The organism is Cognatishimia sp. (assembly GCF_049116455.1).
Taxonomy (GTDB): Bacteria; Pseudomonadota; Alphaproteobacteria; order Rhodobacterales; family Rhodobacteraceae; genus Cognatishimia.
In genome coordinates, this window is the sequence record NZ_JAGDYW010000003.1 from 59,608 (window position 1) to 80,143 (window position 20,536).

A 20,536-nucleotide genomic window follows, 5' to 3' on the forward strand; every position below is an offset into this window, starting at 1 on the left:
GACGCTGCAATGAATTACTGAAGTTTGACGATCTTAATCGCGCTGCCTTTTGCGGATAGCGCGATTTCGCCATCACACAGACGCAGTGCATCTTCACCAAAAACCTCACGACGCCATCCTTTCAAAGATGGCAGATCACGCTCGCCTGAGGCAATGGCATCGAGTTCAGATGCCGTCGCAATCAGCTTGCTCGCCACGCCAGACCGTTCGGTCTTAGACTTCAGCAACACGCGCAAAAGATCTGCAAGCGCTGGGTTCACCTGTTGATTGTCTTTGGCCTTGTTGACCTTTGGCATATCCGCTGGTGGGCAATTGATGCCGGCTTTGATCGCGTTCAAAATACCGTCGGCGATATCACCTTTGCGCGCTTCGCGTAGCAACAGGCGCGAGCGTCCCAAATCTTGAAGGTTTTGCGGTTTTGTGGACGCCAATTCGATCATTGCATCGTCTTTGAAGACACGATTACGCGGGATGTTTTTACCTTGCGCGTGCGCCTCGCGGAACTTTGCTAGTTCGCGCACAATCGCCAGAAACTTCGGCGTGGTCGTGCGCGTCTTCACACGTTTCCATGCGTCTTCTGGCTTGATTGTGTAGGTTTCTGGCGAGGTGAGAACGGTAAGCTCTTCTTTTACCCAGCGTGCCCGGCCGGTTTCTTCGAGCTTTTCTGCCAAGAACTCATAGATTTTGCGCAGATGGGTCACATCCCCAAGCGCATATTTCTTTTGAGCATCGGTTAATGGACGGCGGGACCAATCGGTGAAACGACTTGATTTATCAAGGCCTTGGCGCGCGATTTTACGCACCAAAGTTTCATATCCAACCTGCTCGCCAAAGCCGCAAACCATGGCCGCGACCTGGGTATCAAAGAGCGGATCGGGAAAGACGCCTGCTTCGACGAAAAAGATTTCTAGATCCTGGCGCGCGGCGTGGAAGACTTTGACAACGTTGGTGTCGCGAAAGAGATCATACAGCGGCTCTAACGACAGACCATCTACCAGCGGATCTAGAAGGACTGCGTTTTCATCGCCTTCACCCGGAAATGCCAGTTGCACGAGACAGAGCTTGGAATAATAGGTCCGTTCACGCAGGAATTCGGTGTCGATCGTGACATAGGGATGTTGACGCGCGTCTTTACAGAACTGCGCTAATTCTTCCGTCGTTGTCAGTGTTTTCATAAAGCGGCTGTCTTCGTTTTTTAATTGTTAGGTGCCCTATCTCAAGGCTTACGTGCAAATTGACACAAATGCAATAAAACAGCCCCGCGCGAGATCAGAGCGTGATCATATCTGTGTTCCCAGCGGCAAAATTCCGAAGGACAGCTGGGTAAAGTAGGTGCTCTTGAACAAGGACGCGCGCTGCAAGTGAGTCTGGTGTATCGCCTTTAAGCACTGGAACCTTAGATTGTCCCAGAATGGGGCCATCGTCCAGTTTCGGCGTAACCAGATGCACGGTGCAGCCGTGTTCTGTATCACCTGCCTCCAAAGCACGCGCATGGGTGTGCAGGCCTTTGTATTTTGGCAGGATCGACGGGTGAATGTTCAGCATGCGGCCTTCCCATGGGGCGACAAAACCCTCTGTCAGAACGCGCATAAACCCTGCAAGACACAGAATGTCTGGCTTTGCAGCGATGACTTTTTCCTGAAGCGCCGCCTCAAAGGCTTCGCGATCGCCTTTAAAAGGGCGGTGATCCACATAAGCCGTCGGAACACCGAGATCCGCCGCTTTTTTTAGCCCGCCCGCATCAGCACTATTGGCCAGAACCAAGACAGGTTCTGCATCGTGACCGCCGGCTTGCATATCTTCTACGAGGCGGACCATGTTTGATCCGCCGCCGGAAATGAAGATCGCGACGCGTTTTTTCACAGCAAAGACCCTGTGTAACGCACGCCCTCGCCTTGGGTCACAGTGCCTAGCTGGTAAACAGTTTCGCCTGCGTTTTGCAGAAGTTCAGTCAAAGCCTCTGCGCGATCAGCTTCCACGGACAGGATCATGCCAACACCACAGTTGAAGGTTTTCAATGCTTCGGCTTGATCCATGCCACCGGTCTTGCATAGCCATTGGAAAACTGCTGGCAGCTGCCAAGCGTTCAGATCGATGTCAGCGCCCAGGTTATCTGGCAGAACGCGTGGTAGGTTTTCCGTCAGGCCACCGCCGGTGATATGGGCCAGCGCATGCACGCCCCCTGCCCGCACGGCTTCTAGCGCTTGTTTCACATATAGACGTGTTGGCGTCAGCAATGACGCGCCCAACGTGCCTTCGTCCCAAGGGCAATCGTCTTCCCACTTCAGGCCAGAGACCTCGACCAGTTTGCGCACCAGCGAGTAGCCGTTGGAATGAATGCCGTTTGACGCAAGGCCAATCAACACGTCGCCCTCAGCAACACCAGCGGGCAGATCCGCGCCGCGTTCCATTGCACCGACAGAGAACCCCGCAAGATCAAAATCGCCCGCTTCATACATGCCCGGCATTTCAGCGGTTTCACCACCGATCAATGCGCAGCCAGACTGGTAACAACCTTCCGCGATGCCCTCGATGATGCGTGCAGCCGTTTCTGTTTCCAGCTTTCCGGTTGCAAAATAGTCGAGGAAAAAGAGTGGCTCAGCGCCCTGACAGACCAGATCGTTCACACACATGGCGACGAGATCGATGCCAACACCATCAACATTGCCTGTGTCGATTGCGATGCGCAGCTTGGTGCCAACGCCGTCGGTTGCCGCGACAAGAATTGGGTCTTTGTAGCCTGCGTCTTTTAGGTCAAACAAAGCGCCAAAACCGCCCAGACCCGCCATCACACCTGACCGTGTGGTCCGTTTTGCAGCTGGTTTGATGCGCTCAACCAATGCGTTGCCTGCATCAATATCAACACCTGCGTCGGCATAGGTAATGCCGTTCTTACCGTCGTTTGTGGGGGCGGTCATCGGGGTCTCCTAATCGCTGTTGCGATGCCCCTAAACCATGGGGCGTTAAAGGGCAACGGCTGGCACAAAAAAGGCGCATTTTTCGATGCCAAATCCGCTTGACCCGCCCCGCGGTTGTGCTAGCAAAGGCGACACGGTGGGCCTGTAGCTCAATTGGTTAGAGCAGAGCGCTCATAACGCTTTGGTTGCGGGTTCAAGTCCTGCCGGGCCTACCAAATCCATCGTTACCCACCGAACAGATCGAAATAAGATATTGAAAGATTGTGTTAAATAGCGATCACAATATCCGCTTGAAGGCCACCAAGTGTTTCGCTTTTATCCAATCTTAACACGCCGCCATGCGCGCGCGCCGCGTCAGCTGCAATCGAAAGTCCAAGGCCTACGCCACTGCCTTTGTCTTGATTGCGGGCTGGTTCCAAACGGGTGAAAGGTTTCAAAGCCTCTTCGCGTTTGTCATCAGATATGCCCGGGCCGTTGTCTTCAACGCGAATGATCACTGACTTTTTCATCTGAATCGCGCTGATCTGCACCGTATCGCCGTAGCGAAGTGCGTTGTTCACGAGATTCTGCACCGCCCGCTTCAAAACCATCTTTTTGATCATCAATGATCCCGGTACCGAACACTCAGTCACATGAACGGTTTGGTCAGGCGTCGAAAGCCCTTTGGCGATATCGGCAAAGAAAGGACAAAATGCGACCTCTTCGGGTGTGACTTCGCTGGCACCGCGCGCAAAGCTGAGGAACTCATCCAACATGCGCTGCATATCGTCTACGTCACGCTCAAGCGGAATACGGTCTTCATCGTCAAGGAATGACAACCCCAACCGCATGCGCGTCAAGGGCGTGCGCAGATCATGGCTGACGCCTGATAAGAGCAAGGTGCGTTGTTCAATCTGACGTTCAATCCGCGCACGCATGTCTAAAAAGGCCCCACCAGCGGCGCGTACCTCTAATGCACCCGCTGGCGAATACGGGACATGACGTCCCCGTCCAAAGGCCTCGGCTGCATTGGCAAGACGCGTGATGGGCCGCAGTTGATTGCGCAGATATACAAAAGCTATCAAAGTCATCAGCCCGCCAAAGAACACCATATTCACCAGCAGCTGATGTGGATTGGTGGCAGATACCCGTCGACGATCAATATCAATAAAGGCCATGCCAAATCGGGTTTGGGTTACGGCACGAGTCAGTTCGTCATCTGGCAACTGAACAGAGACTACGCTTGGAAGTTCGTCACGTAAGACGCGCGTCACCACGGTCCCTGAAAAATCAAACCAACGACGTTGTGGGTCATAATGTCCGTCTTCCACGAACCGCACTTCCAAATCCAGTTCCACCAAAGCGGTTTTAATCTGCTCCATCGCCGCGATTTGTGACGGTGCTTCGTCGATCTGACGTAAGATCAGGCGCAATTCGTTTGAAAGCGACTGCGTCATCTGCGCTGTCACCCCTTCAAAGTGTCGTTGAATAAAGACAACAGAAACAACCAGTTGTAATGTCACAACCGGTAAAATCAGGATCAAGGCGGCCCGGCCATAAAGACCGCGCGGCACGTAACGTTTGAGCCAAGCAAAGTTCATGGGGTAAACCTAGCTGGGAATGGGCCAAGAAGGAAACAGGATGTCTGATGTGATCGACGAAAACCCGCCGACCGCCGGTGAAGTTCTGCAATTGGAACCAGACGTCAGAGTGCTCTTAGCGCCCAACCCATCGCCGATGACCTATTGGGGGACAAACACCTACCTCTTGGGCCACAAAGAAATTACAGTAATTGATCCGGGCCCGATGGACGAGGCGCATCTAGAGGCCATTTTGGGTGCTCTAACACCTGAACAATCAATTGTTCAGATTATTGTGACCCACAGCCACAAAGATCATTCTCCATTGGCAACTCCTTTGAAAACAAAAACGGGCGCAGAGATCATAGCCTTTGGTCGATCGGATGCTGGGCGCAGTACAGCGATGTCAGCTTTGTTGCAAACAAGTGAATTGGGTGGTGGCGAAGGTGTCGACATCGATTTCAATCCTGACCGCGTCGTTGCAGACGGGGATCATTTGGCTGTCGAAGGACGAGACCTGCAAGTGATTCACACGCCTGGTCATATGGGCAATCACATTTCTTTAGCTTGGAGGGACGCCTGTTTCACAGGGGATCATATCATGGGCTGGGCGAGCTCATTGGTCTCGCCTCCCGATGGTGACTTAACCGATTTCATGGCTTCTTGTGAGCGCCTTGCGCAGAGATCTTGGAGGGTCTTTTATGCGGGGCATGGGGCACCGATTTTAAATCCAAATGAGCGTCTGAATTGGTTAATCACGCATAGGCGTGGGCGCGAGGCGGATATCTTGGCCGCTCTTAAGAAAGGCCCGGCCACTGCCGGATCTCTTGCGGCGTTGATTTATCAGGATGTGAACCCAAAACTTTTGCCCGCTGCAGAGCGGAATGTTTTAGCACACTTGGTTGACCTTTTCGGACGTGGGATTGTGAAACAACAGCAAGCCTTTGAAATAAATGCAACATTCGAGTTGATGTAAAAAATTAACGCGAAAACGAAAAAAATGTAACAGTGCCTCTGGACGGCGAAATATTCGTTAGCTATACGGTCCCTCGTTGTTCCGGCGTAGCTCAGCGGTAGAGCAGTTGACTGTTAATCAATTGGTCGTAGGTTCGATCCCTACCGCCGGAGCCAACATAAATACCTACGCATTTGTTCCGGCGTAGCTCAGCGGTAGAGCAGTTGACTGTTAATCAATTGGTCGTAGGTTCGATCCCTACCGCCGGAGCCAAATGTGGGTAATTTCCGAAAAATGTCATGACGTCAGGCGCTTATAACAGCTCCTGAAACGCCATGCATTTTGCTATTTGAGTTGCCTTCAGCGGCCTTTGAAAAGGCCACCAAGGATACCGCGTACGATTTTACGTCCGGTGGTGCCAGTCAGCTCTTTGACAACCATTTTGGTCATCTGTTCCCCGAAACTTTTCTGGGAAGATCGACTAGCGCGACGGGTTGAGGTGCGACTTGAAGAGCGACCAACGCGGGATCCACTGTACCGACGTGCAGAGGAATATTCACGCGCTGCGACTGACATTTCCTCTTCTTCCGCTTCCAAACGCTCAGCCTCTTTTGCGGCTTCCTCAGCGCGAATCTTCAGGATTTCAAAGGCAGATTTGCGATCAACCTTTGCTTTATATTTCTCATTCAAGTCACTGGAATTGATGATTTCTTTACGCTTTGACTTTGTGATGGGCCCCAGTTGAGAAGATGGCGGGCGGATTAATGTTCGCTCGACGATCCCAGGCACGCCCTTCTTCAGAAGAGTCGAGGTCACCGCCTCACCCACACCGACTTCTCTGATTGCCTCTTCGGTCGAAAAGCGCGGATTGTCGCGATAGGTTTCTGCGGCCATGCGCAGGTTTTTACGATCTCTTGCTGTGAAGGCACGTAGAGCATGCTGGATCCGGTTGCCAAGCTGGCCCAGAATATCTTCAGGTACATCAGCCGGGCTTTGAGTGATGAAGTAAACGCCAACCCCTTTTGATCGGATCAGGCGCGCGACCTGTTCGACTTTGTCGACTAGTGCCTTTGGGGCGTCTTCAAACAACAGATGGGCTTCGTCAAAGAAGAAAACGAGTTTTGGTTTATCTGGGTCGCCGACCTCTGGAAGCTCTTCAAAGAGCTCGCTGAGTAGCCATAAAAGGAAGGTCGCATAGAGCCGTGGTGAGGCCATCAGCTTGTCAGCCGCCAGAATGTTCACCTGTCCTCGCCCATTTTCATCCGTGCGCATGAGGTCACTGAGCGCAAGCGCAGGTTCGCCAAAGAACCCAGCGGCCCCTTGGTTTTCAAGCACCATCAAACGGCGTTGAATTGCACCAATTGATTGCACTGAAATATTGCCGTAGCGCAGAGACAGATCTTTGCGGCTTTCACCAAGCCAGACCAGCAGCGCTTGAAGATCCTTCAAATCCAACAGTGGCAGGCCTTCTTCGTCAGCCAATCGGAAGGCGATATTCAAGATGCCCTCTTGGGCCTCCGATAGTTCCAACAGGCGTGCAATTAGCAAGGGACCCATTTCGGAAATTGTAGTGCGGATCGGATGGCCCTGGTCGCCAAAGAGATCCCAGAACGTGACTGGGAAGTCTTCGTAGGAATAATCCGTGAACCCGATTTTTTGGGCGCGACTTGTGAACGCATCATGCAGTTTGAAATCGGTACTGCCAGCAGCCGCGAGACCTGAAAGATCGCCTTTCACATCGGCCATGAACACCGGAACGCCAGAATTGGAAAACCCTTCGGCCATGATCTGCAGGGTTACGGTTTTACCGGTCCCGGTTGCGCCGGCGACCAGACCGTGGCGATTTGCATATTTGAGGTTCAGAAATTGTTTGGTGGCATAGTCTTCGCCACCCCCTCCAAGAAAAATTGAATTTTCCATGTTTAGCCCTTCGTATCATGTTGGGCGCAAACCTGTCCCAAACTGGCATTCTTGTTGACTAAGAGACTGCAAAATTAGGCCGCAAATTCAATGTAAATCGCTGTTTCTTTGAATTTTTTACGATTCAGTACAAAGTTGATCGCAATTGTGAAGAAAAATGCACTCTACACCGTTGACCGAGAGCTCAATTCATCTTAGCGTCCGAAACATAAAATAAGTCGGCCAGTCCGACGGGGAGAAAAATACGTTATAGGGGCCTCTGGCCCCTGTAACTTTTTTGGGCTTTCTCTTTTTTTGAAACGACCTAGCCTGTACTTTGCTTTCGGCGAATTTTCGCGAAATGTGCGCGGGCTCAAGGTTTTACATCCAATTGAAAACTGACACTTTGATTTCTACGTGATAACTCCACGTTAAAGAATTCATCAATTGGGGGCAGTATGCTCGGACCTATTAAGAAACTTGCGCTAGCCGCTGTATTCACAGTGCCAACTGTTGCGTTCGCTCAGGACACGGCGACCGACACGACAGAGGCACCTTCTGATCTTGCAACAGGTCAACCTGTTGCGCCAGAAGTCGTCAGCGAGACCTTCGGCGATTGGACAGTGAATTGTCAGCAGTTGCCTGAAGGTGAGCGGTGCCAAATGCAGCAACTCTTGTTGAATAGTCAGGAAACACCAGCTGTTGAAGTAAACCTGTTTCCCGTTACCGGTCAGTCGCAGGTCTTTGCCGGTGGTACGATTATAGCGCCTCTTGGTACGTTGTTGCCGGCACAACTGACGATCAGCATTGATGGCGCTTTGGGCAAAGCCTACCCATTTGCGTTCTGTTTGCCTGACGGCTGCGTGTCTCGTGTTGGTCTGACCAAAGAAGATGTGACTGGCCTCAAGAAAGGTGCCGAAGCAGAAGTAACGCTGGCACACATGAGTGCGCCGGGCCAACCAATCAACATTAAAATGTCTCTGAGTGGCTTTACCAAAGCTTTTGAACGGATGTCTCAATAACCTCTGCGTGAAATTGAACGCGGCAGAAGAAACGATAAAGGGCTTCCGGTTGGAAGCCCTTTATCAATTCCAGTGAAGTACGCAGATGCTGTTAAATCGCGCGCAGTGCCAGTACTGCGTTCAGACCACCAAATGCGAAGGCGTTGGATAGAACCGCCTCCACTTTGGCCTCACGTGCCTCATTTGGAACCACATCTAGCGCACATTCAGGGTCTGCTTCTTCATAGCCAACAGTCGGCGCGATGACGCCCTCCTTAAGGGCCATGATGCAGGCCAGAAGTTCGACCGCGCCAGTGCCGCCGATCAAATGGCCATGCATGGATTTCGTCGAGCTGATCATCAAGCTGTCTGCATGTTTGCCAAAGACATCAGCAACCGCTGCGCATTCGGTTTTATCGTTGGCAGCTGTTCCCGTGCCATGTGCGTTCACATATCCCACGTCTTCTGGATTAAGTTGTGCATCCTTCAATGCGCCTGAAATGGCCCGCGCTGCGCCCTGTTTGGAGGGCATGACGATATCGCTGGCATCTGAACTCATGGCAAAGCCAGCGACTTCGGCTAGAATCTCAGCACCACGAGCTTTGGCGTGTTCGTATTCTTCAAACACAAAGACGCCCGCACCTTCGCCTTGGACCATGCCATTGCGGTTGGCCGAAAACGGACGACAGCCATCTTTGGACATCACGCGCAGACCTTCCCAGGCCTTGACGCCACCAAAGCACAGCATGCTTTCAGAACCACCCGTGACCATCGCAGGTGCCATTCCAGAGCGCACCATCTGGAACGCTTGGCTCATAGCGTGGTTGGAGCTTGCACAGGCTGTCGCAACGGTGAAGGACGGTCCCTTCAGGTTAAATTCCATCGAGATATGGCTGGCGGCGGCGTTGTTCATAAGTTTAGGCACAACAAACGGGTGAACCCGGTTTTTACCATCCTCATAAACAGTGCGGTAGTTTTCATCCAGAGTCTGCATACCCCCGCCAGAGGTACCAAGCACAACGCCAGACTTCGCTGCCATCTCGCCAGAGAATTCGAGACCTGATTGCGCCACCGCCTCGCGCGCTGCCAGCAAAGCAAACTGTGTGAAGCGATCATAAAGAGCCAATTGCTGACGGTTAAACAGACTGTCTGGCTCAAAACCTGTGACCTGCCCGCCGATCTTGATCGCCAAACGATCAACGTCGCGCATCTCTAGAGGACCAATGCCGCATTTGCCCTCTTTCATGGCAGACCATGTGTCTTGGACATTGTGACCAAGGGCGTTGATCGTCCCTGCCCCGGTGATTACGACACGTTTCATGACAGTCTTCTTTCAGATGATCCGGTGCGGCGCTTAAGCTTGGTCTTCGACCAGCTTTTCGATGCCTGCCACAATTGTCGCCACTGAAGAGATATCAAAATCGCTTTCAGTTGGCTCGTTGGCATTAAACGGCACGGTAATATCAAAGGCTTCTTCAATGGCAAAAATGCTCTCGACCAGACCGAGGCTGTCGATGCCCAGATCTTCCAGAGTGCTTTCCATTGTCACGTCAGAAGGCTCCAGTACGGCCTGCTCGGCAATGATCTCAATGATCTTGTCTTTGACGCTCATCGTTTTTCCTTTCGCCCGACTTGCAGAGTGATTTAGTCTTTCGAGCCGCGATTTAAAATAGCTTTCTTCAAGTCAGCTACGTCTTTCGCGAGCCTCGGAAGGCGGCGCAAGCCCTTATAGGCCTCAATATGGGTTTCCATTTTCGTGGCGGGATAGCCCAGCATGGCCCGACCCGAAGGCACATTTGACAGCACCATCGTGCCAGCCCCGGTAATGACATTGTCGCCAATCTTCAAATTGTCGCCGACGCCGGTCTGTCCGCCAAGCACGGTATTATTTCCGATTTGTGTAGATCCTGCGACACCGACCTGACCGCAGAGCAAGGTATTGCTGCCAATGACGACGTTGTGGCCGATCTGAACGAGATTATCGATCTTGCTGCCATCTCCAATCTTGGTATCGCGAATGGTGCCGCGATCGATTGTAGTGTTGGCGCCCACTTCGACATTGTCACCGATCTGAACCGCGCCAAGGCTGTGGATCCGCACCCAGCTTTGTCTGTCCGCTGTGACTTCCTGCCCAAGAGTTTCCCGTGCAGTCTCCACATGGCTTTTTTCGGGGGTCACAAAAGAAAACCCGTCGCCCCCAATGCGCGCACCAGAATGGCACCAGAAGTTTTCGCCAATCCGCACACGCGCCAGCAGGCTGATATTGTCGCGCAATACAGCGCCCGCCCCCAGCGATACATCGATACCAACATAGCACTGCGCGCCGATCTGAGCGTTGTCACCAATCATGGCGCCAGCTTCGATCACGGTCATTGGACCCACGCTGACATTCACACCCAATGTGGCATCCGGATCGATCACAGCGCTTGGATGAATGCCTGGTTTTTGGCCGTGGCCTAAATCGAACTTGCGTGTCAAGCCTGACATGGCAAAGCGTGCCCGTGGCACTGTGATGGCGGCTTCAAGCCCCATGGCCTGCCAATCAGCCCCGTCCCACAGCACGGCCGCACGGGCTTTGCCTTCTTTGATGCCATCTGCAAACTTAGGATTTAATGCCAGTGCCAGATCATCTGCAGTCGCCTCTGCAGGCTCTGCGACACGCTGGACCAAAATATCAGAGGCTCCAAGGGCGCGTGCCCCCAGAGCCTCTGCAATGTCTGAAATGGTATAAGCCATTAAACCCCCAAAACTTGGGGAGGTTTTACCCGCGAACCGCGCGCAAGGCCACCCCTTCGTTAGAGAGGGCTTTCCAGATTTTCGCATCACGACCATAGACGTCGCGGCGATACTGCATGTGGCCTTTCGCCTTAGTAAATGCTGTGCGGTAAATGATGTGCACAGGCACCTGAGATTTCAACGGCACCGTGGTTTCACGACCCGTATCTAGATGACCATGGAATTCACCTTTTGGATTGCTGCTTTGTTTGGCCAGCAGTGCGTAGGCAAATTCAAACGGTTTGTGCAGACGAATGCAGCCATGGCTATAGGCGCGGGTTTCACGCGAAAACAGGTTCTTGGCCGGTGTGTCATGCAGGTAAATGTTGTACTTGTTCGGGAACATGAACTTCACCAGACCAAGCGCGTTTGAACGGCTTGGCGGCTGCTTGATGTTAAATGGGAAGCTCGCCTTTGTGTACTGAGAGAAGTCCACATTTGCGCGGCTCACCGTGCGTCCCCGTGCATCCACCAGTTTCAAATGGCTTACGGCATTTGGGTTTTTCTTGAGCATCGGCAGATACTCTTTTGTGGCGATCGAACGCGGTACGTTCCAAGTTGGGTTGATCACCATGTGTTCCATCGTGTCAGAAAACTCAGGGCTCACCCGGTCGCTTTTCTTCGCGCCAATCACGGTGCGCGTGCGGAAGGTTTCCTTGCCATTGTCCATGATGACAGCAGAGAAATCAGTCAGGTTTACCAAGACGTGGCGTTTGCCGCGGCCTTCTGGACGGTTGGTCCAGCGCTCGCGTTCCAACGCCACCAGAACGGATTGTAGCCGTTCTTGAACTGGCGTGTTGATCTCTTCCAACGTGCCTTTGCCCGCAACGCCATCCGGGTTCAAACCGTTGGCCAATTGGAACTGCTGAACGGCTTTCTGAATGGTGCTGTCAAAGGTCTTTGTCGAGCTGCGCTTCATAAAGCCCATCTTGATCAGGCGATTGCGTAGCTGAATAACCGCTGGGCCCGTTGCGCCAGGTTCTAGCTTCGACGCCTTAACAACTTCACCGTAGCCACCTTTGCCAAGCAGCTTTTCAAGCTTCAACTTTTCTTTCATCAAGCGCGTGTATTCCGGTGACTTTGGGGTCAAAGACTTGATGTAATTGCGCGGAGAGCTTTTGGCGAAGTTGGCCAGATAAGCTTTACGATCACGGTAAGGCACCTTGCGCACGATATTGGCGTCCACACGTTTTGGAACCAGCATGCCGGTTTGAATATCGCGGGCGTATTTTACGAAGGTTTTAGACAGGGCAACTTCGACCTTACCCAGGTCGCGGTTGGTTTTGGCGGCTTTTAGCTGTGCTTTCAAACCATCGATGTCATACCGTTTTGTACTGAGGCCGTGATAAGACGCATTTTCAAGTGCGGCGAACAGTGCCTTGCGACGATCGCGCGGCTTGTTGCCCTTCCCGGTCCAGATCGGGGCATACCCCGTGTCACGATAAAATGCAGCAACGTCCGAATCCTTGGCAGTGGATTCAGCGACGGATTGTTTAAAAGCAGTGACCTCAGCCACGCTTGGAGTTGCGCTAACACTCGTAAATACAACAAATGATAGAACAGCCAGTGCTTTTGGCAGCCCTCGATACACACGCATGTCGATTTCCCCAATTCGCTTACGAATTTTGTGATTACAGGTTTTATTCACGCGTCAAAGGGGAAAAGTCCATTCACATTTTCCTGAAAACACGGATCATTTTATGTCTGATGCAAAGAGGCCTCGAATTAACCCGGGCTTTACCTAAAATTCGAATATGCGCAAAATTTCGCGCAAATTCGTTGGATTAGAACCTCTTACCAATCTTTTGCTTGGTCCACGAATCAACTTGTGACATAACGAGCCCACATCTGGGGATAACATACTCACGCAATGTCGTGGGACAGGTAAGCGACGGGACAGGCGCAATTACTATGACGACCGAGGGCTCTTCGAGCATTTCGCGGCGTGGCCTACTAGGTGCATTTGCAGCTACGGCCATCACAGCCGCACCTACATTCTCCAATGCAGCGGGCTTTTTGCGCGGGGGTGGCGATATTCGCCGCCTGCGCATGTATTCTGGCCGAACCGGTGAAAGCATCGACACGATTTACTGGATCGAAGGCAAATACATCAAAGAAGCCGTTAAAGAAATCAACTACTTCATGCGTGACTGGCGCACGGATGGGGTGAAAACAATCGACACACGCACCATCGATATTATGGCCGCATCTCACAATCTGTTGGATGCAGGTAAGCCATATATGATGTTGTCCGGCTACCGCAGCCCACAGACCAACAATATGCTTCGCAGCCGCTCTCGTGGCGTCGCAAAGAACTCATTGCATATGAAGGGTCAGGCCGTGGATCTGCGCCTTGGAGATCGTTCCGTTGGACAGATCGCTAAAGCCGCCGCCGCCTGCCGCGCGGGTGGTGTTGGACGCTACTCCGGCTCAAACTTTGTGCACATGGATTGCGGTCCGGTTCGGACTTGGGGCCGGTAAGACCTACCAAATCGTTAAAACAAGCGCCTTCGGGCGCTTTTTTTATGCGTAGTTTTAACAGAAACCGCATGACCGCGCTTGTGAACGGGTAGGTCGTGGATGTTCTCGAAGAATAGAAAAATGGCGCACCTGAGAGGATTCGAACCTCTGGCCTCTGCCTTCGGAGGGCAGAACAGTTGCGCCTTTCCTCAATAAAATAAGGGCTTTTCCCCTAAGAAGCCCCCTTTTTGCCCGCGAAATACGCCGGTATCATGGGCGAAACGTGGGCCAAATCTTATTTTGGCTGTTGGGAAGCCTCTGCAGCCTTCAAATGGAAATACCTTGAATCACCGGTGAGCGCTTCCGCCAAGACGTCGATCTGATCAATAGCGCCCCTGGCAGCTTTATATTCAGGACTGTTGATTTTTGCCTGTCTGCAAACTTGTACAGCCCCGGCCCTACCGACCTTAAGTTGGGCCAATACCTCATCTATATTGATGTATCCTCGGGCCAATTTCGTTCCCTCTGTCATTTGGAACAGAAATAGAACATCATCTGGGTCGGTCAAGGATCTCCGGCAATATTTGGAATGCACAAAGTGAATTTTAGAGACGCTACTGCGCTTCTAATCAGGTACATACCCAAGACGATTACATTCTTTGTAAATACTACAATACTTTGCCGAAAAGCTGATCGTTTTTGCAATATCTTCTGGGAGTACTTGCCCAGGCAAGACTTCGCCGTTTATGTCAAATCGCCTTAGCTTTAGTATTTCTATACTTTCACCGGCGGGTAAAACGTACACGCCATCTTTTAGTGAAAAGGTTCTGCATTGAATGTCGATTGTACCCGCTCCAGCGAGCGACCAAGGCATTACCAATTTGTTGCATTCTTGCGGTACATTGAGTCCGTCCTTAAAACCGGCAATGCTGATTTGAAAATCCGAAAGGATTGCAGGGCCCAAACCCGTATTTGATATTTCAAGCAGATATCTGCCAGGGAACTGCTCGTTTGAACGTGATGTGAAAACATGAGGCGCAACGCTAAGTCTGTCGTGCTTTCTCCCGTCAATTCGGTCCCATAACGCAAGGAAAAACCCCAGTCCTGAAAAAAACAACGCAATTATCAACGCAATGTCTTCTAGGCGAGACCGCTTTCGGGTTTTGTTTGTTTTGCCTTCAGTTACAGGTTGTTTGACGTTACCGGTTTTGCTTGAAAGTTTTTCCGTCAAAATTTATCACCTCAAAAAAATCTACCTACAATATTTTGCACGCCGGATCCGAGACTTTGCTGCTGCTGTCTCAAACTTCCGATACCGACCACCAGAATAACGCCGGCAGTCGAGCGCGTGCCCTGCCCTTATGACCGCTGCGCCGATGTCTTTGCCATCCGCATAGCAAATGCCCACCCATCGATCGTGGGTACGCTCACCGTTTAGATCACAATTAATCTCTTTGCCACGCAGATAGTTGACCATCCAGCGCTTTGCATCCTGTCCGGCGCGAGTGCCTAGCTCAGGAGCATCAACGCCGTTTAGGCGAACGGGAGTGCCAGAGACAACGATTGTGTCAGCGTCACGAACGTGAAGGCTTTGAGCGGTCACGGGGAACGCAAGAGCGCTACACAGGGCTATGATTGTGCCTCGGATCATTCGGCCTCCTTTGTTGGACTAGTAATCCGGGTCATCCAAGACAGACCGGTCACGAGCAATCAATACATTTCTCAAGCTCGATCGCACCGCATCAAGCCTTGCCTCGACTACCTCACGATGAATGCAGCCACCCACGACCAACAGCACGGAACTAACAATTCGACCGCTGCGCTCTAGATCCGATGGCCAGAGAACAACCACCCCGACGACTGCCGCCAAATACGCGAACATTAACAACGCACGTTGTCGTTCCAGCTTTTTGATCGTTGCCAGAAGCTCAAATTTGTCTTCGTTGCTCACAACCCGCTCCTTTGATGGACACTAGTTAATTGCGGTTATCACGGATGAACTTTGTGACCGTGTAAACAACCCACACAGGGACCCCCACGAGAATGGCAAGAGTCAATTTCGCGCCCCACCTACCCCAAACCGCCTCGTCGTAGAAGGGATACCGCATGAGAAACCAGAAAGGGATCATTAAGATCATGAAGAGCGTTTCGCGCCCCTTCTGTTCAATGAATTTCTTGAACAAACTCGGTCTTGCTCCTTAGTTGGACTCAGATTTAATCGACCATTCTCGATCAGTGGTCGTATTTAGATGCATTAGTTGCTTTGTGATTTGATCCTGTATAGCGCCGTCGAGCCATTCCAGTAATTGTTTCCAACCGGCACGGGCACCGAGCACAATGTCACGTTGGTACTGAGGCTCAATTTGAACACTATGAGGAGTGACCTCCAATACCAATCGCGTTCGGTATTCATCATGATTACCCGTGTGGGCATAAATCTCATGTCTGAGCGACATGACGTCATCATGGGTATTCCGATATTGCGCAGGAACTTTAGATCGACTCATCTTGAAGGCCCCTTCTGCTTCGGTAAACACTCGACCGTAGCCGACGGCTACCACGCTGGTCCAACAGTCGACCTCGGCGACAAACGGGACAATTCTTGAAGGATCGTCTTGTGGGTCCATTGAATCGAGGCGCGAAAAAGCGAACATGACTTGTTGGTAATTTAGATGCATACGCACCAGGCCTTCTAGCCTGTGCAACTGCTTTTCGTGTTTTTTTACAAAAGCTTCTGGCGTGCTCAATCGCGCCGCTCCCTTAATGGACATGACCAGCAAAGTTTGCCGCAATTTGAAGGACAAATCCCAACACGATCAACACCAGGGCCAAAAATGAAAGAATTTCGAACTTTGCTCTCTCCGCGTTCTGCTGTTCAGTAAGCGAGCCATCCTCGACATACCCCTCCCCTTGGTCGGGCGCACTGGAAGGGAGGCCAAAAAAATAGAGGCAAACGAAACCAAGTATGTCCATCGACAGACCAATGGTACTGAGTGCTACTGACAACTGTTTGCTCCTTTATTGGACTATTTGCGCAAGCCTAAAGCTCGCAGTCGCGCCTCTTTCAAATCAATCGCTGAGGTATCTAATGCACGAGCAACTGCGGCAAGCCTCACCTCTATCCAGTGCAGGCGATCAGGGGGAGTGTCGGCCATCATGTATTCGTTAATGTGCTCATCGAGTTTATCCTGAATTTCATTCAAGAAATCATATTCACCAGACATACACTCTCTCCTTTTACGGACTCAATAAGTTGGTCGCCGGTCGCGCCAAGCAAACGGAGCCTCATCGTCATTATCGCCTAGCCAACCGTAAAAATGGTCATCCGGCATGGCTTCGAATCCCTCGATCGACATCGACAAAATCTTGCGGGGAAGCATCAGACCAAAGCACGCGCAGCCGCAAACCGCTGGCAAATCAACGCCGTGATCTTTGATTGGATGCAGCTCAACAAACACGCCTTGCTCCTTTATTGGATTTAGGCCCCGACTGACGCAAGCGCTCATCCACTTGATAGCCTCATTGCCCTACCACCTTAGCTCCCCTGCACGAAACAAGAGAGCATAATTAATGGCGACAATCAGAAAAAACCAGACAGCGGTTTCCCAGAAAATGGCAAATGACCTTCTTGCTTCGTCAACTACAGGTTCCCCATCCGGATTTGGCAAAAGCAAAAGCAAAACCGAGAACATTGACATCATGAAAAGGTAGGCGGGCCAGATTATCAAAAAAAGAAAAAGAAAACCAAGGAAGATGAATATGGCACGCAAACTAATTGGCGACTTGCTAACGGCCTCTGCTCGCTCGGAGTAGTCCATTACCGATTTGTGGTAACGCAATGCCATACCGTAAACTATTACACCAATGCTGAGCCAGTTCAGAATTAGCTCAGGGATACCTTCGCTTACAAGATTTTCGATTGGCCACAAAACAAAACGCCAGAATGGTATTGTAATTGAGTTCCAGATTTTAATCCAAGCCTCAACATTGCTATCTACCTGCATTACGCCACCGCCAGTAGACAGCGACAAAAACCCGAACGCAGCGAAGATCACAAAAGGTGCTCTCCAAACAAAACCCATACAGGCCGCTCCTTAGTTGGATTCTACTAATTCAGATGTTGGGAGATTTGCCTCACAGACCGGCGCATCATACGAAGCCCGAAACGAATGAAAAACTACGTCGATAATAGAAAACTGCAACACCCCCACCACGATTGGGGCAGCTAAAAACCAAATACGCCATACAAAGCCGGAAGGCCTTTCACTCGGTCCATCAAAGATTGTGTCCAAGGCCGTTTCATACAAATACAGTGCGCACCTAAAAACGCCGAAAGCCAAGAGCGCAACAGGAAGCGCTACGATTACTCTCCAAGTCCCCTGCCAACAAACAAAGTAATCGTAAGCCGCAGTGAAGATTACGGCTGCAACTCCGAAAAGCGCCGCCATTTGAAGCGTTGTGTTCGCATAAAACTTGGCGCGCTCGTGCTTCTTCTTAAGTTCTTCCGCACTCAAATTGCAACTCCTTACTTGGATTGCGGGGCGGGTCATCCCCTCGAAAAACCCATCCCTACCCGACGCGCTCAGGAAAGCCACGCCGGGAATATTTGGGACGAACACTAAGGATGCACGCGCTCGACCCATCCTTGCGCACCGAGGGGTGCGCTTGGAAACCCTTAATCCCGCACCGCTTCTAAAATCGCAGCGAGCGCCAAGAATATGATGCTAAACGCAAGAATTGTGATGTTGAGGTCAAGGTCTCGGCTGTTGCCCGCCATTGCTTGAAGCGCCTCATCACTGCCAAACAGCTTAATCCCGGCATTTAAACCGCCAATAAAGACACCAAACCAGCCGATACCACGCATCAACATAACCATTTAAATCAACTCCTTTGTCGGACTATGACTGTTTCAAAAGTGTTTTTAAATTCTTCACTACAGCGTTACCAATACTCATATGAAATCAAAGCTGTTTTTCTTCTGCAAGTTCTTACTGGTTCCTCTGATAATCGCTGATTTTCTCCTTGCGGGCCTCGCTCACAATCGAATTGAAAATGCCGAATTTTACCTTGAGAGCCACGTTGGTGAAGCTGAGCTTGGGCCGGGTTACGATATGCACTCATACTATCGATTTGGGTCGGAATTCGGGATTTATAACTTCAAAACGTGCCTTTTAAGAGAGACCGAACAGGGCAATCAGAATTGGGTGTATAGGCTACACTACGCTAGACCATATGCATTTCTTTTGGGAGGAACACTCCGCGAAAGCTATCGGTTCAAAGAATGCGGCGCGTTCACAGGAATTCGAATTAGATATGACGGGCGCTCCTCAGAATAGGTAAGACTTCACCAGCCAAGTTGCTCCTTAAATGGATTCATTCTTAATAGGGAAAAACGCCCAGAGGATGAAGATCGAGCCAAATGGTGACCATGCAACAGACAGGAACCACCACCCCCAAGGATTATGATCTCGACGACGCGCCATGTCACCAATGTGAGAAAACAGAGCCCAAACTAGCAGAATAAAAATGGCGAAGAATATTGTCGCCATAATACCTTCAAACATGCTTTGCTCCTTTTATGGACTTCTTATTTTGCCTCTATGATTAGATCATCGTTCTTACTACGTGGCTTTACCTTTGACCCCAATATCTCTTGAAAAGCATTAACTGAACAATTCAAAGCCACCCTAGATGTCGTCGCAGGTGCAAGTAGCGCCCCTTCCCCGATTAAGGCGCTCGTGACAACTGCCAACGGATTTTCCTGATCAGTTGCGACAACTACAGTTTCCGTGAGCAAGACAGGGCCAGTCACCCGAATCCCTATACAAGTGACAATTCCCGGATCTTCATGCACATTTCGACTGCAGTTTAGATTCCGCACTTCACGCCCGGATCTAATTATTCCCTCCGAAATGTTCCTATGAGAGCCAGTTATTTCCAAGTAGGGTGGCTTTTCAGCCGATGATGGAAAGAGATGGCTGTTTTGCGTTTCGCAGCTCAGCCAAATTTCAGCACTTGCCGATCCAGCCAAAAGTAAGGATGCGAACCCAATTGAAATGCTCCTAAGCATAAGTTCTCCTTAGTTGGACTCTTTTAGCGCCCGCACTTCCGAGAGTATCGACGCCAAGGCAAGAAACACCAGACAAATAGCAATCGTCAGCAGGTTAAGGTCTAAGTTCCGGCTTCCGCCGGCGTAACGCTGGATTGTCTCTACTGTCCCGAAGACCTTCAACGCGGCGTTTGCAACTGTCACTGACAGCCAAAACCAACCAAAAATGCGCAGTAAAATAACCAATTACAAACTCCTTAAATGGATTCTTCTTTGATGGTTTTCAGCAGCGCTTTGAAATAGCTATCGGGAGCGATCAGGACACCCAAACCGATCAAGGCGCTGCCGATGTGAATGCGGGCTTTCTCGATCATCTTGCGCATAGCTGCTCCTTTTATGAACTAATTGATTGCCGCGACTTTAGCTCATCGGGCAACTCAGGGATCGGCCTAACTTCATTTGTCAACGCTGCGAATTCTCGATAGAGACGATCAATTGAAGCCGACAAATGGGCCAATTCAGAAATCCTGACGACACGATCAGCTTTGGCATCCCCCTGCTTCCCCGATGGGCGCAACAAGCGCACTTCACCATTCGCCATTGTAACCCAGCGGCCATGCACAAACTTAGCGCGCCTCGATGCCAGTTTTCTTAGCTCTGTACCTTGCTTATCAAAGTCCTCAAGGAACCCATCTTTGTGTGGAGGAAATTCTTCGATGGCATTTCGAACCATATTAAGACGCATGTTAATATTTGTGGCGTTATGAAGTGCATGCTTGCCTGCGGCATAGTGAATTCGCATTACCCCACAGAACAAAAGGACAATCATGTGCTCCACTTCGCTCCAGCGGATACACACTTCGCCTAGAGATAATTTGAATTCATCGGGCGCAGCCCCAAGTCGATTGATCGGGATCATA

The 20,536-nt window shown here is 51.0% G+C and carries 26 protein-coding genes and 3 tRNA genes; 6 read left to right on the plus strand and 23 right to left on the minus strand.

The window, feature by feature from the left end; genetic code table 11:
• Positions 1–14 precede the first annotated feature (14 nt).
• The 3 genes from rnd to purM all read right to left on the minus strand — a co-directional run bounded on the left by rnd (position 15) and on the right by purM (position 2,918).
• The gene (rnd, locus tag JXQ85_RS05035; RefSeq protein ID WP_421747793.1) at positions 15–1,175 is read right to left on the minus strand and encodes a ribonuclease D; all 1,161 of its coding nucleotides are present in this window, start codon (positions 1,173–1,175) and stop codon (positions 15–17) included.
• Between the two features lie 94 nt (positions 1,176–1,269).
• Positions 1,270–1,863 (minus strand): phosphoribosylglycinamide formyltransferase, encoded by a 594-nt coding sequence (gene purN / locus JXQ85_RS05040; RefSeq protein ID WP_421747794.1) that lies wholly within the window; start codon positions 1,861–1,863, stop codon positions 1,270–1,272.
• The gene (gene purM / locus JXQ85_RS05045; RefSeq protein ID WP_421747795.1) at positions 1,860–2,918 is read right to left on the minus strand and encodes a phosphoribosylformylglycinamidine cyclo-ligase; all 1,059 of its coding nucleotides are present in this window, start codon (positions 2,916–2,918) and stop codon (positions 1,860–1,862) included. Before purM ends, purN begins: the two co-directional genes overlap by 4 nt.
• A gap of 138 nt (positions 2,919–3,056) precedes the next feature.
• Between purM and JXQ85_RS05050 the strand changes: the two genes are divergently transcribed.
• Positions 3,057–3,133, plus strand: a tRNA-Ile gene (locus JXQ85_RS05050).
• A gap of 51 nt (positions 3,134–3,184) precedes the next feature.
• Here JXQ85_RS05050 and JXQ85_RS05055 read toward each other — a convergent pair.
• Positions 3,185–4,498, minus strand: a complete 1,314-nt coding sequence (locus JXQ85_RS05055) for an ATP-binding protein (protein ID WP_421747796.1) — start codon at positions 4,496–4,498, stop codon at positions 3,185–3,187.
• Positions 4,499–4,538: 40 nt separating this feature from the next.
• Between JXQ85_RS05055 and JXQ85_RS05060 the strand changes: the two genes are divergently transcribed.
• From JXQ85_RS05060 to JXQ85_RS05070, 3 genes are all read left to right on the plus strand, one after another.
• Positions 4,539–5,453, plus strand: a complete 915-nt coding sequence (locus tag JXQ85_RS05060; RefSeq protein ID WP_421747797.1) for an MBL fold metallo-hydrolase — start codon at positions 4,539–4,541, stop codon at positions 5,451–5,453.
• Between the two features lie 80 nt (positions 5,454–5,533).
• Positions 5,534–5,608: transfer RNA gene (locus tag JXQ85_RS05065), tRNA-Asn, on the plus strand.
• Positions 5,609–5,630: 22 nt separating this feature from the next.
• Positions 5,631–5,705: transfer RNA gene (locus JXQ85_RS05070), tRNA-Asn, on the plus strand.
• 87 nt (positions 5,706–5,792) lie between these two features.
• On the opposite strand, the gene JXQ85_RS05075 is transcribed toward JXQ85_RS05070, so the two are convergent.
• Positions 5,793–7,352: a helicase HerA-like domain-containing protein gene (locus JXQ85_RS05075; protein ID WP_421747798.1), complete on the minus strand. Its 1,560-nt coding sequence runs from the start codon at positions 7,350–7,352 to the stop codon at positions 5,793–5,795.
• Positions 7,353–7,789: 437 nt separating this feature from the next.
• On the opposite strand from JXQ85_RS05075, the gene JXQ85_RS05080 reads away from it, so the two are divergent.
• Complete coding sequence (locus JXQ85_RS05080) at positions 7,790–8,353, plus strand: invasion associated locus B family protein (protein WP_421747799.1); 564 nt, start codon at positions 7,790–7,792, stop codon at positions 8,351–8,353.
• Positions 8,354–8,444: 91 nt separating this feature from the next.
• Here the strand turns inward: JXQ85_RS05080 and JXQ85_RS05085 are convergent, their stop codons facing one another.
• From JXQ85_RS05085 to JXQ85_RS05100, 4 genes are read right to left on the minus strand one after another with little or no spacing between them, the layout of a single operon-like run.
• Positions 8,445–9,653: a beta-ketoacyl-[acyl-carrier-protein] synthase family protein gene (locus tag JXQ85_RS05085; protein ID WP_421747800.1), complete on the minus strand. Its 1,209-nt coding sequence runs from the start codon at positions 9,651–9,653 to the stop codon at positions 8,445–8,447.
• 33 nt (positions 9,654–9,686) lie between these two features.
• Entirely contained in the window at positions 9,687–9,944 is a 258-nt protein-coding gene (locus JXQ85_RS05090) for an acyl carrier protein (protein WP_421747801.1), read from the minus strand.
• Positions 9,945–9,976: 32 nt separating this feature from the next.
• Entirely contained in the window at positions 9,977–11,068 is a 1,092-nt protein-coding gene (locus JXQ85_RS05095) for a UDP-3-O-(3-hydroxymyristoyl)glucosamine N-acyltransferase (RefSeq protein WP_421747802.1), read from the minus strand.
• 25 nt (positions 11,069–11,093) lie between these two features.
• Positions 11,094–12,704: a L,D-transpeptidase family protein gene (locus JXQ85_RS05100; protein WP_421747803.1), complete on the minus strand. Its 1,611-nt coding sequence runs from the start codon at positions 12,702–12,704 to the stop codon at positions 11,094–11,096.
• 314 nt (positions 12,705–13,018) lie between these two features.
• On the opposite strand from JXQ85_RS05100, the gene JXQ85_RS05105 reads away from it, so the two are divergent.
• Entirely contained in the window at positions 13,019–13,588 is a 570-nt protein-coding gene (locus JXQ85_RS05105; RefSeq protein WP_421747804.1) for a YcbK family protein, read from the plus strand.
• A 604-nt stretch (positions 13,589–14,192) separates the two neighbouring features.
• On the opposite strand, the gene JXQ85_RS05110 is transcribed toward JXQ85_RS05105, so the two are convergent.
• The 14 genes from JXQ85_RS05110 to JXQ85_RS05175 form a co-directional block, all read right to left on the minus strand.
• Positions 14,193–14,798 (minus strand): hypothetical protein, encoded by a 606-nt coding sequence (locus JXQ85_RS05110; RefSeq protein WP_421747805.1) that lies wholly within the window; start codon positions 14,796–14,798, stop codon positions 14,193–14,195.
• A 21-nt stretch (positions 14,799–14,819) separates the two neighbouring features.
• Complete coding sequence (locus JXQ85_RS05115; protein ID WP_421747806.1) at positions 14,820–15,218, minus strand: thermonuclease family protein; 399 nt, start codon at positions 15,216–15,218, stop codon at positions 14,820–14,822.
• Between the two features lie 18 nt (positions 15,219–15,236).
• Positions 15,237–15,518 carry a hypothetical protein gene (locus JXQ85_RS05120; RefSeq protein ID WP_421747807.1) on the minus strand — a complete coding sequence of 94 codons (282 nt, stop codon included), beginning with the start codon at positions 15,516–15,518 and terminating at the stop codon, positions 15,237–15,239.
• A gap of 247 nt (positions 15,519–15,765) precedes the next feature.
• On the minus strand, positions 15,766–16,314 hold the full coding sequence (locus JXQ85_RS05125) for a hypothetical protein (RefSeq protein WP_421747808.1): 549 nt from the start codon (positions 16,312–16,314) through the stop codon (positions 15,766–15,768).
• A 13-nt stretch (positions 16,315–16,327) separates the two neighbouring features.
• Positions 16,328–16,573 carry a hypothetical protein gene (locus JXQ85_RS05130; protein WP_421747809.1) on the minus strand — a complete coding sequence of 82 codons (246 nt, stop codon included), beginning with the start codon at positions 16,571–16,573 and terminating at the stop codon, positions 16,328–16,330.
• Between the two features lie 20 nt (positions 16,574–16,593).
• Positions 16,594–16,791 carry a hypothetical protein gene (locus tag JXQ85_RS05135; RefSeq protein ID WP_421747810.1) on the minus strand — a complete coding sequence of 66 codons (198 nt, stop codon included), beginning with the start codon at positions 16,789–16,791 and terminating at the stop codon, positions 16,594–16,596.
• 21 nt (positions 16,792–16,812) lie between these two features.
• Positions 16,813–17,025 (minus strand): hypothetical protein, encoded by a 213-nt coding sequence (locus JXQ85_RS05140; RefSeq protein WP_421747811.1) that lies wholly within the window; start codon positions 17,023–17,025, stop codon positions 16,813–16,815.
• Positions 17,026–17,094: 69 nt separating this feature from the next.
• Complete coding sequence (locus JXQ85_RS05145; RefSeq protein WP_421747812.1) at positions 17,095–17,649, minus strand: hypothetical protein; 555 nt, start codon at positions 17,647–17,649, stop codon at positions 17,095–17,097.
• 12 nt (positions 17,650–17,661) lie between these two features.
• A complete protein-coding gene (locus JXQ85_RS05150; protein WP_421747813.1) occupies positions 17,662–18,081 on the minus strand; it encodes a hypothetical protein in 420 nt (139 codons plus the stop codon).
• Between the two features lie 161 nt (positions 18,082–18,242).
• Positions 18,243–18,443, minus strand: coding sequence for a hypothetical protein (locus tag JXQ85_RS05155; RefSeq protein ID WP_421747814.1), 201 nt, complete (start codon positions 18,441–18,443; stop codon positions 18,243–18,245).
• 487 nt (positions 18,444–18,930) lie between these two features.
• Positions 18,931–19,131: a hypothetical protein gene (locus JXQ85_RS05160; RefSeq protein WP_421747815.1), complete on the minus strand. Its 201-nt coding sequence runs from the start codon at positions 19,129–19,131 to the stop codon at positions 18,931–18,933.
• 515 nt (positions 19,132–19,646) lie between these two features.
• Complete coding sequence (locus tag JXQ85_RS05165) at positions 19,647–19,862, minus strand: hypothetical protein (RefSeq protein ID WP_421747816.1); 216 nt, start codon at positions 19,860–19,862, stop codon at positions 19,647–19,649.
• Between the two features lie 11 nt (positions 19,863–19,873).
• Positions 19,874–19,999 carry a hypothetical protein gene (locus tag JXQ85_RS05170; RefSeq protein WP_421747817.1) on the minus strand — a complete coding sequence of 42 codons (126 nt, stop codon included), beginning with the start codon at positions 19,997–19,999 and terminating at the stop codon, positions 19,874–19,876.
• A gap of 11 nt (positions 20,000–20,010) precedes the next feature.
• Entirely contained in the window at positions 20,011–20,535 is a 525-nt protein-coding gene (locus tag JXQ85_RS05175; RefSeq protein WP_421747818.1) for a hypothetical protein, read from the minus strand.
• Position 20,536: the final 1 nt, after the last annotated feature.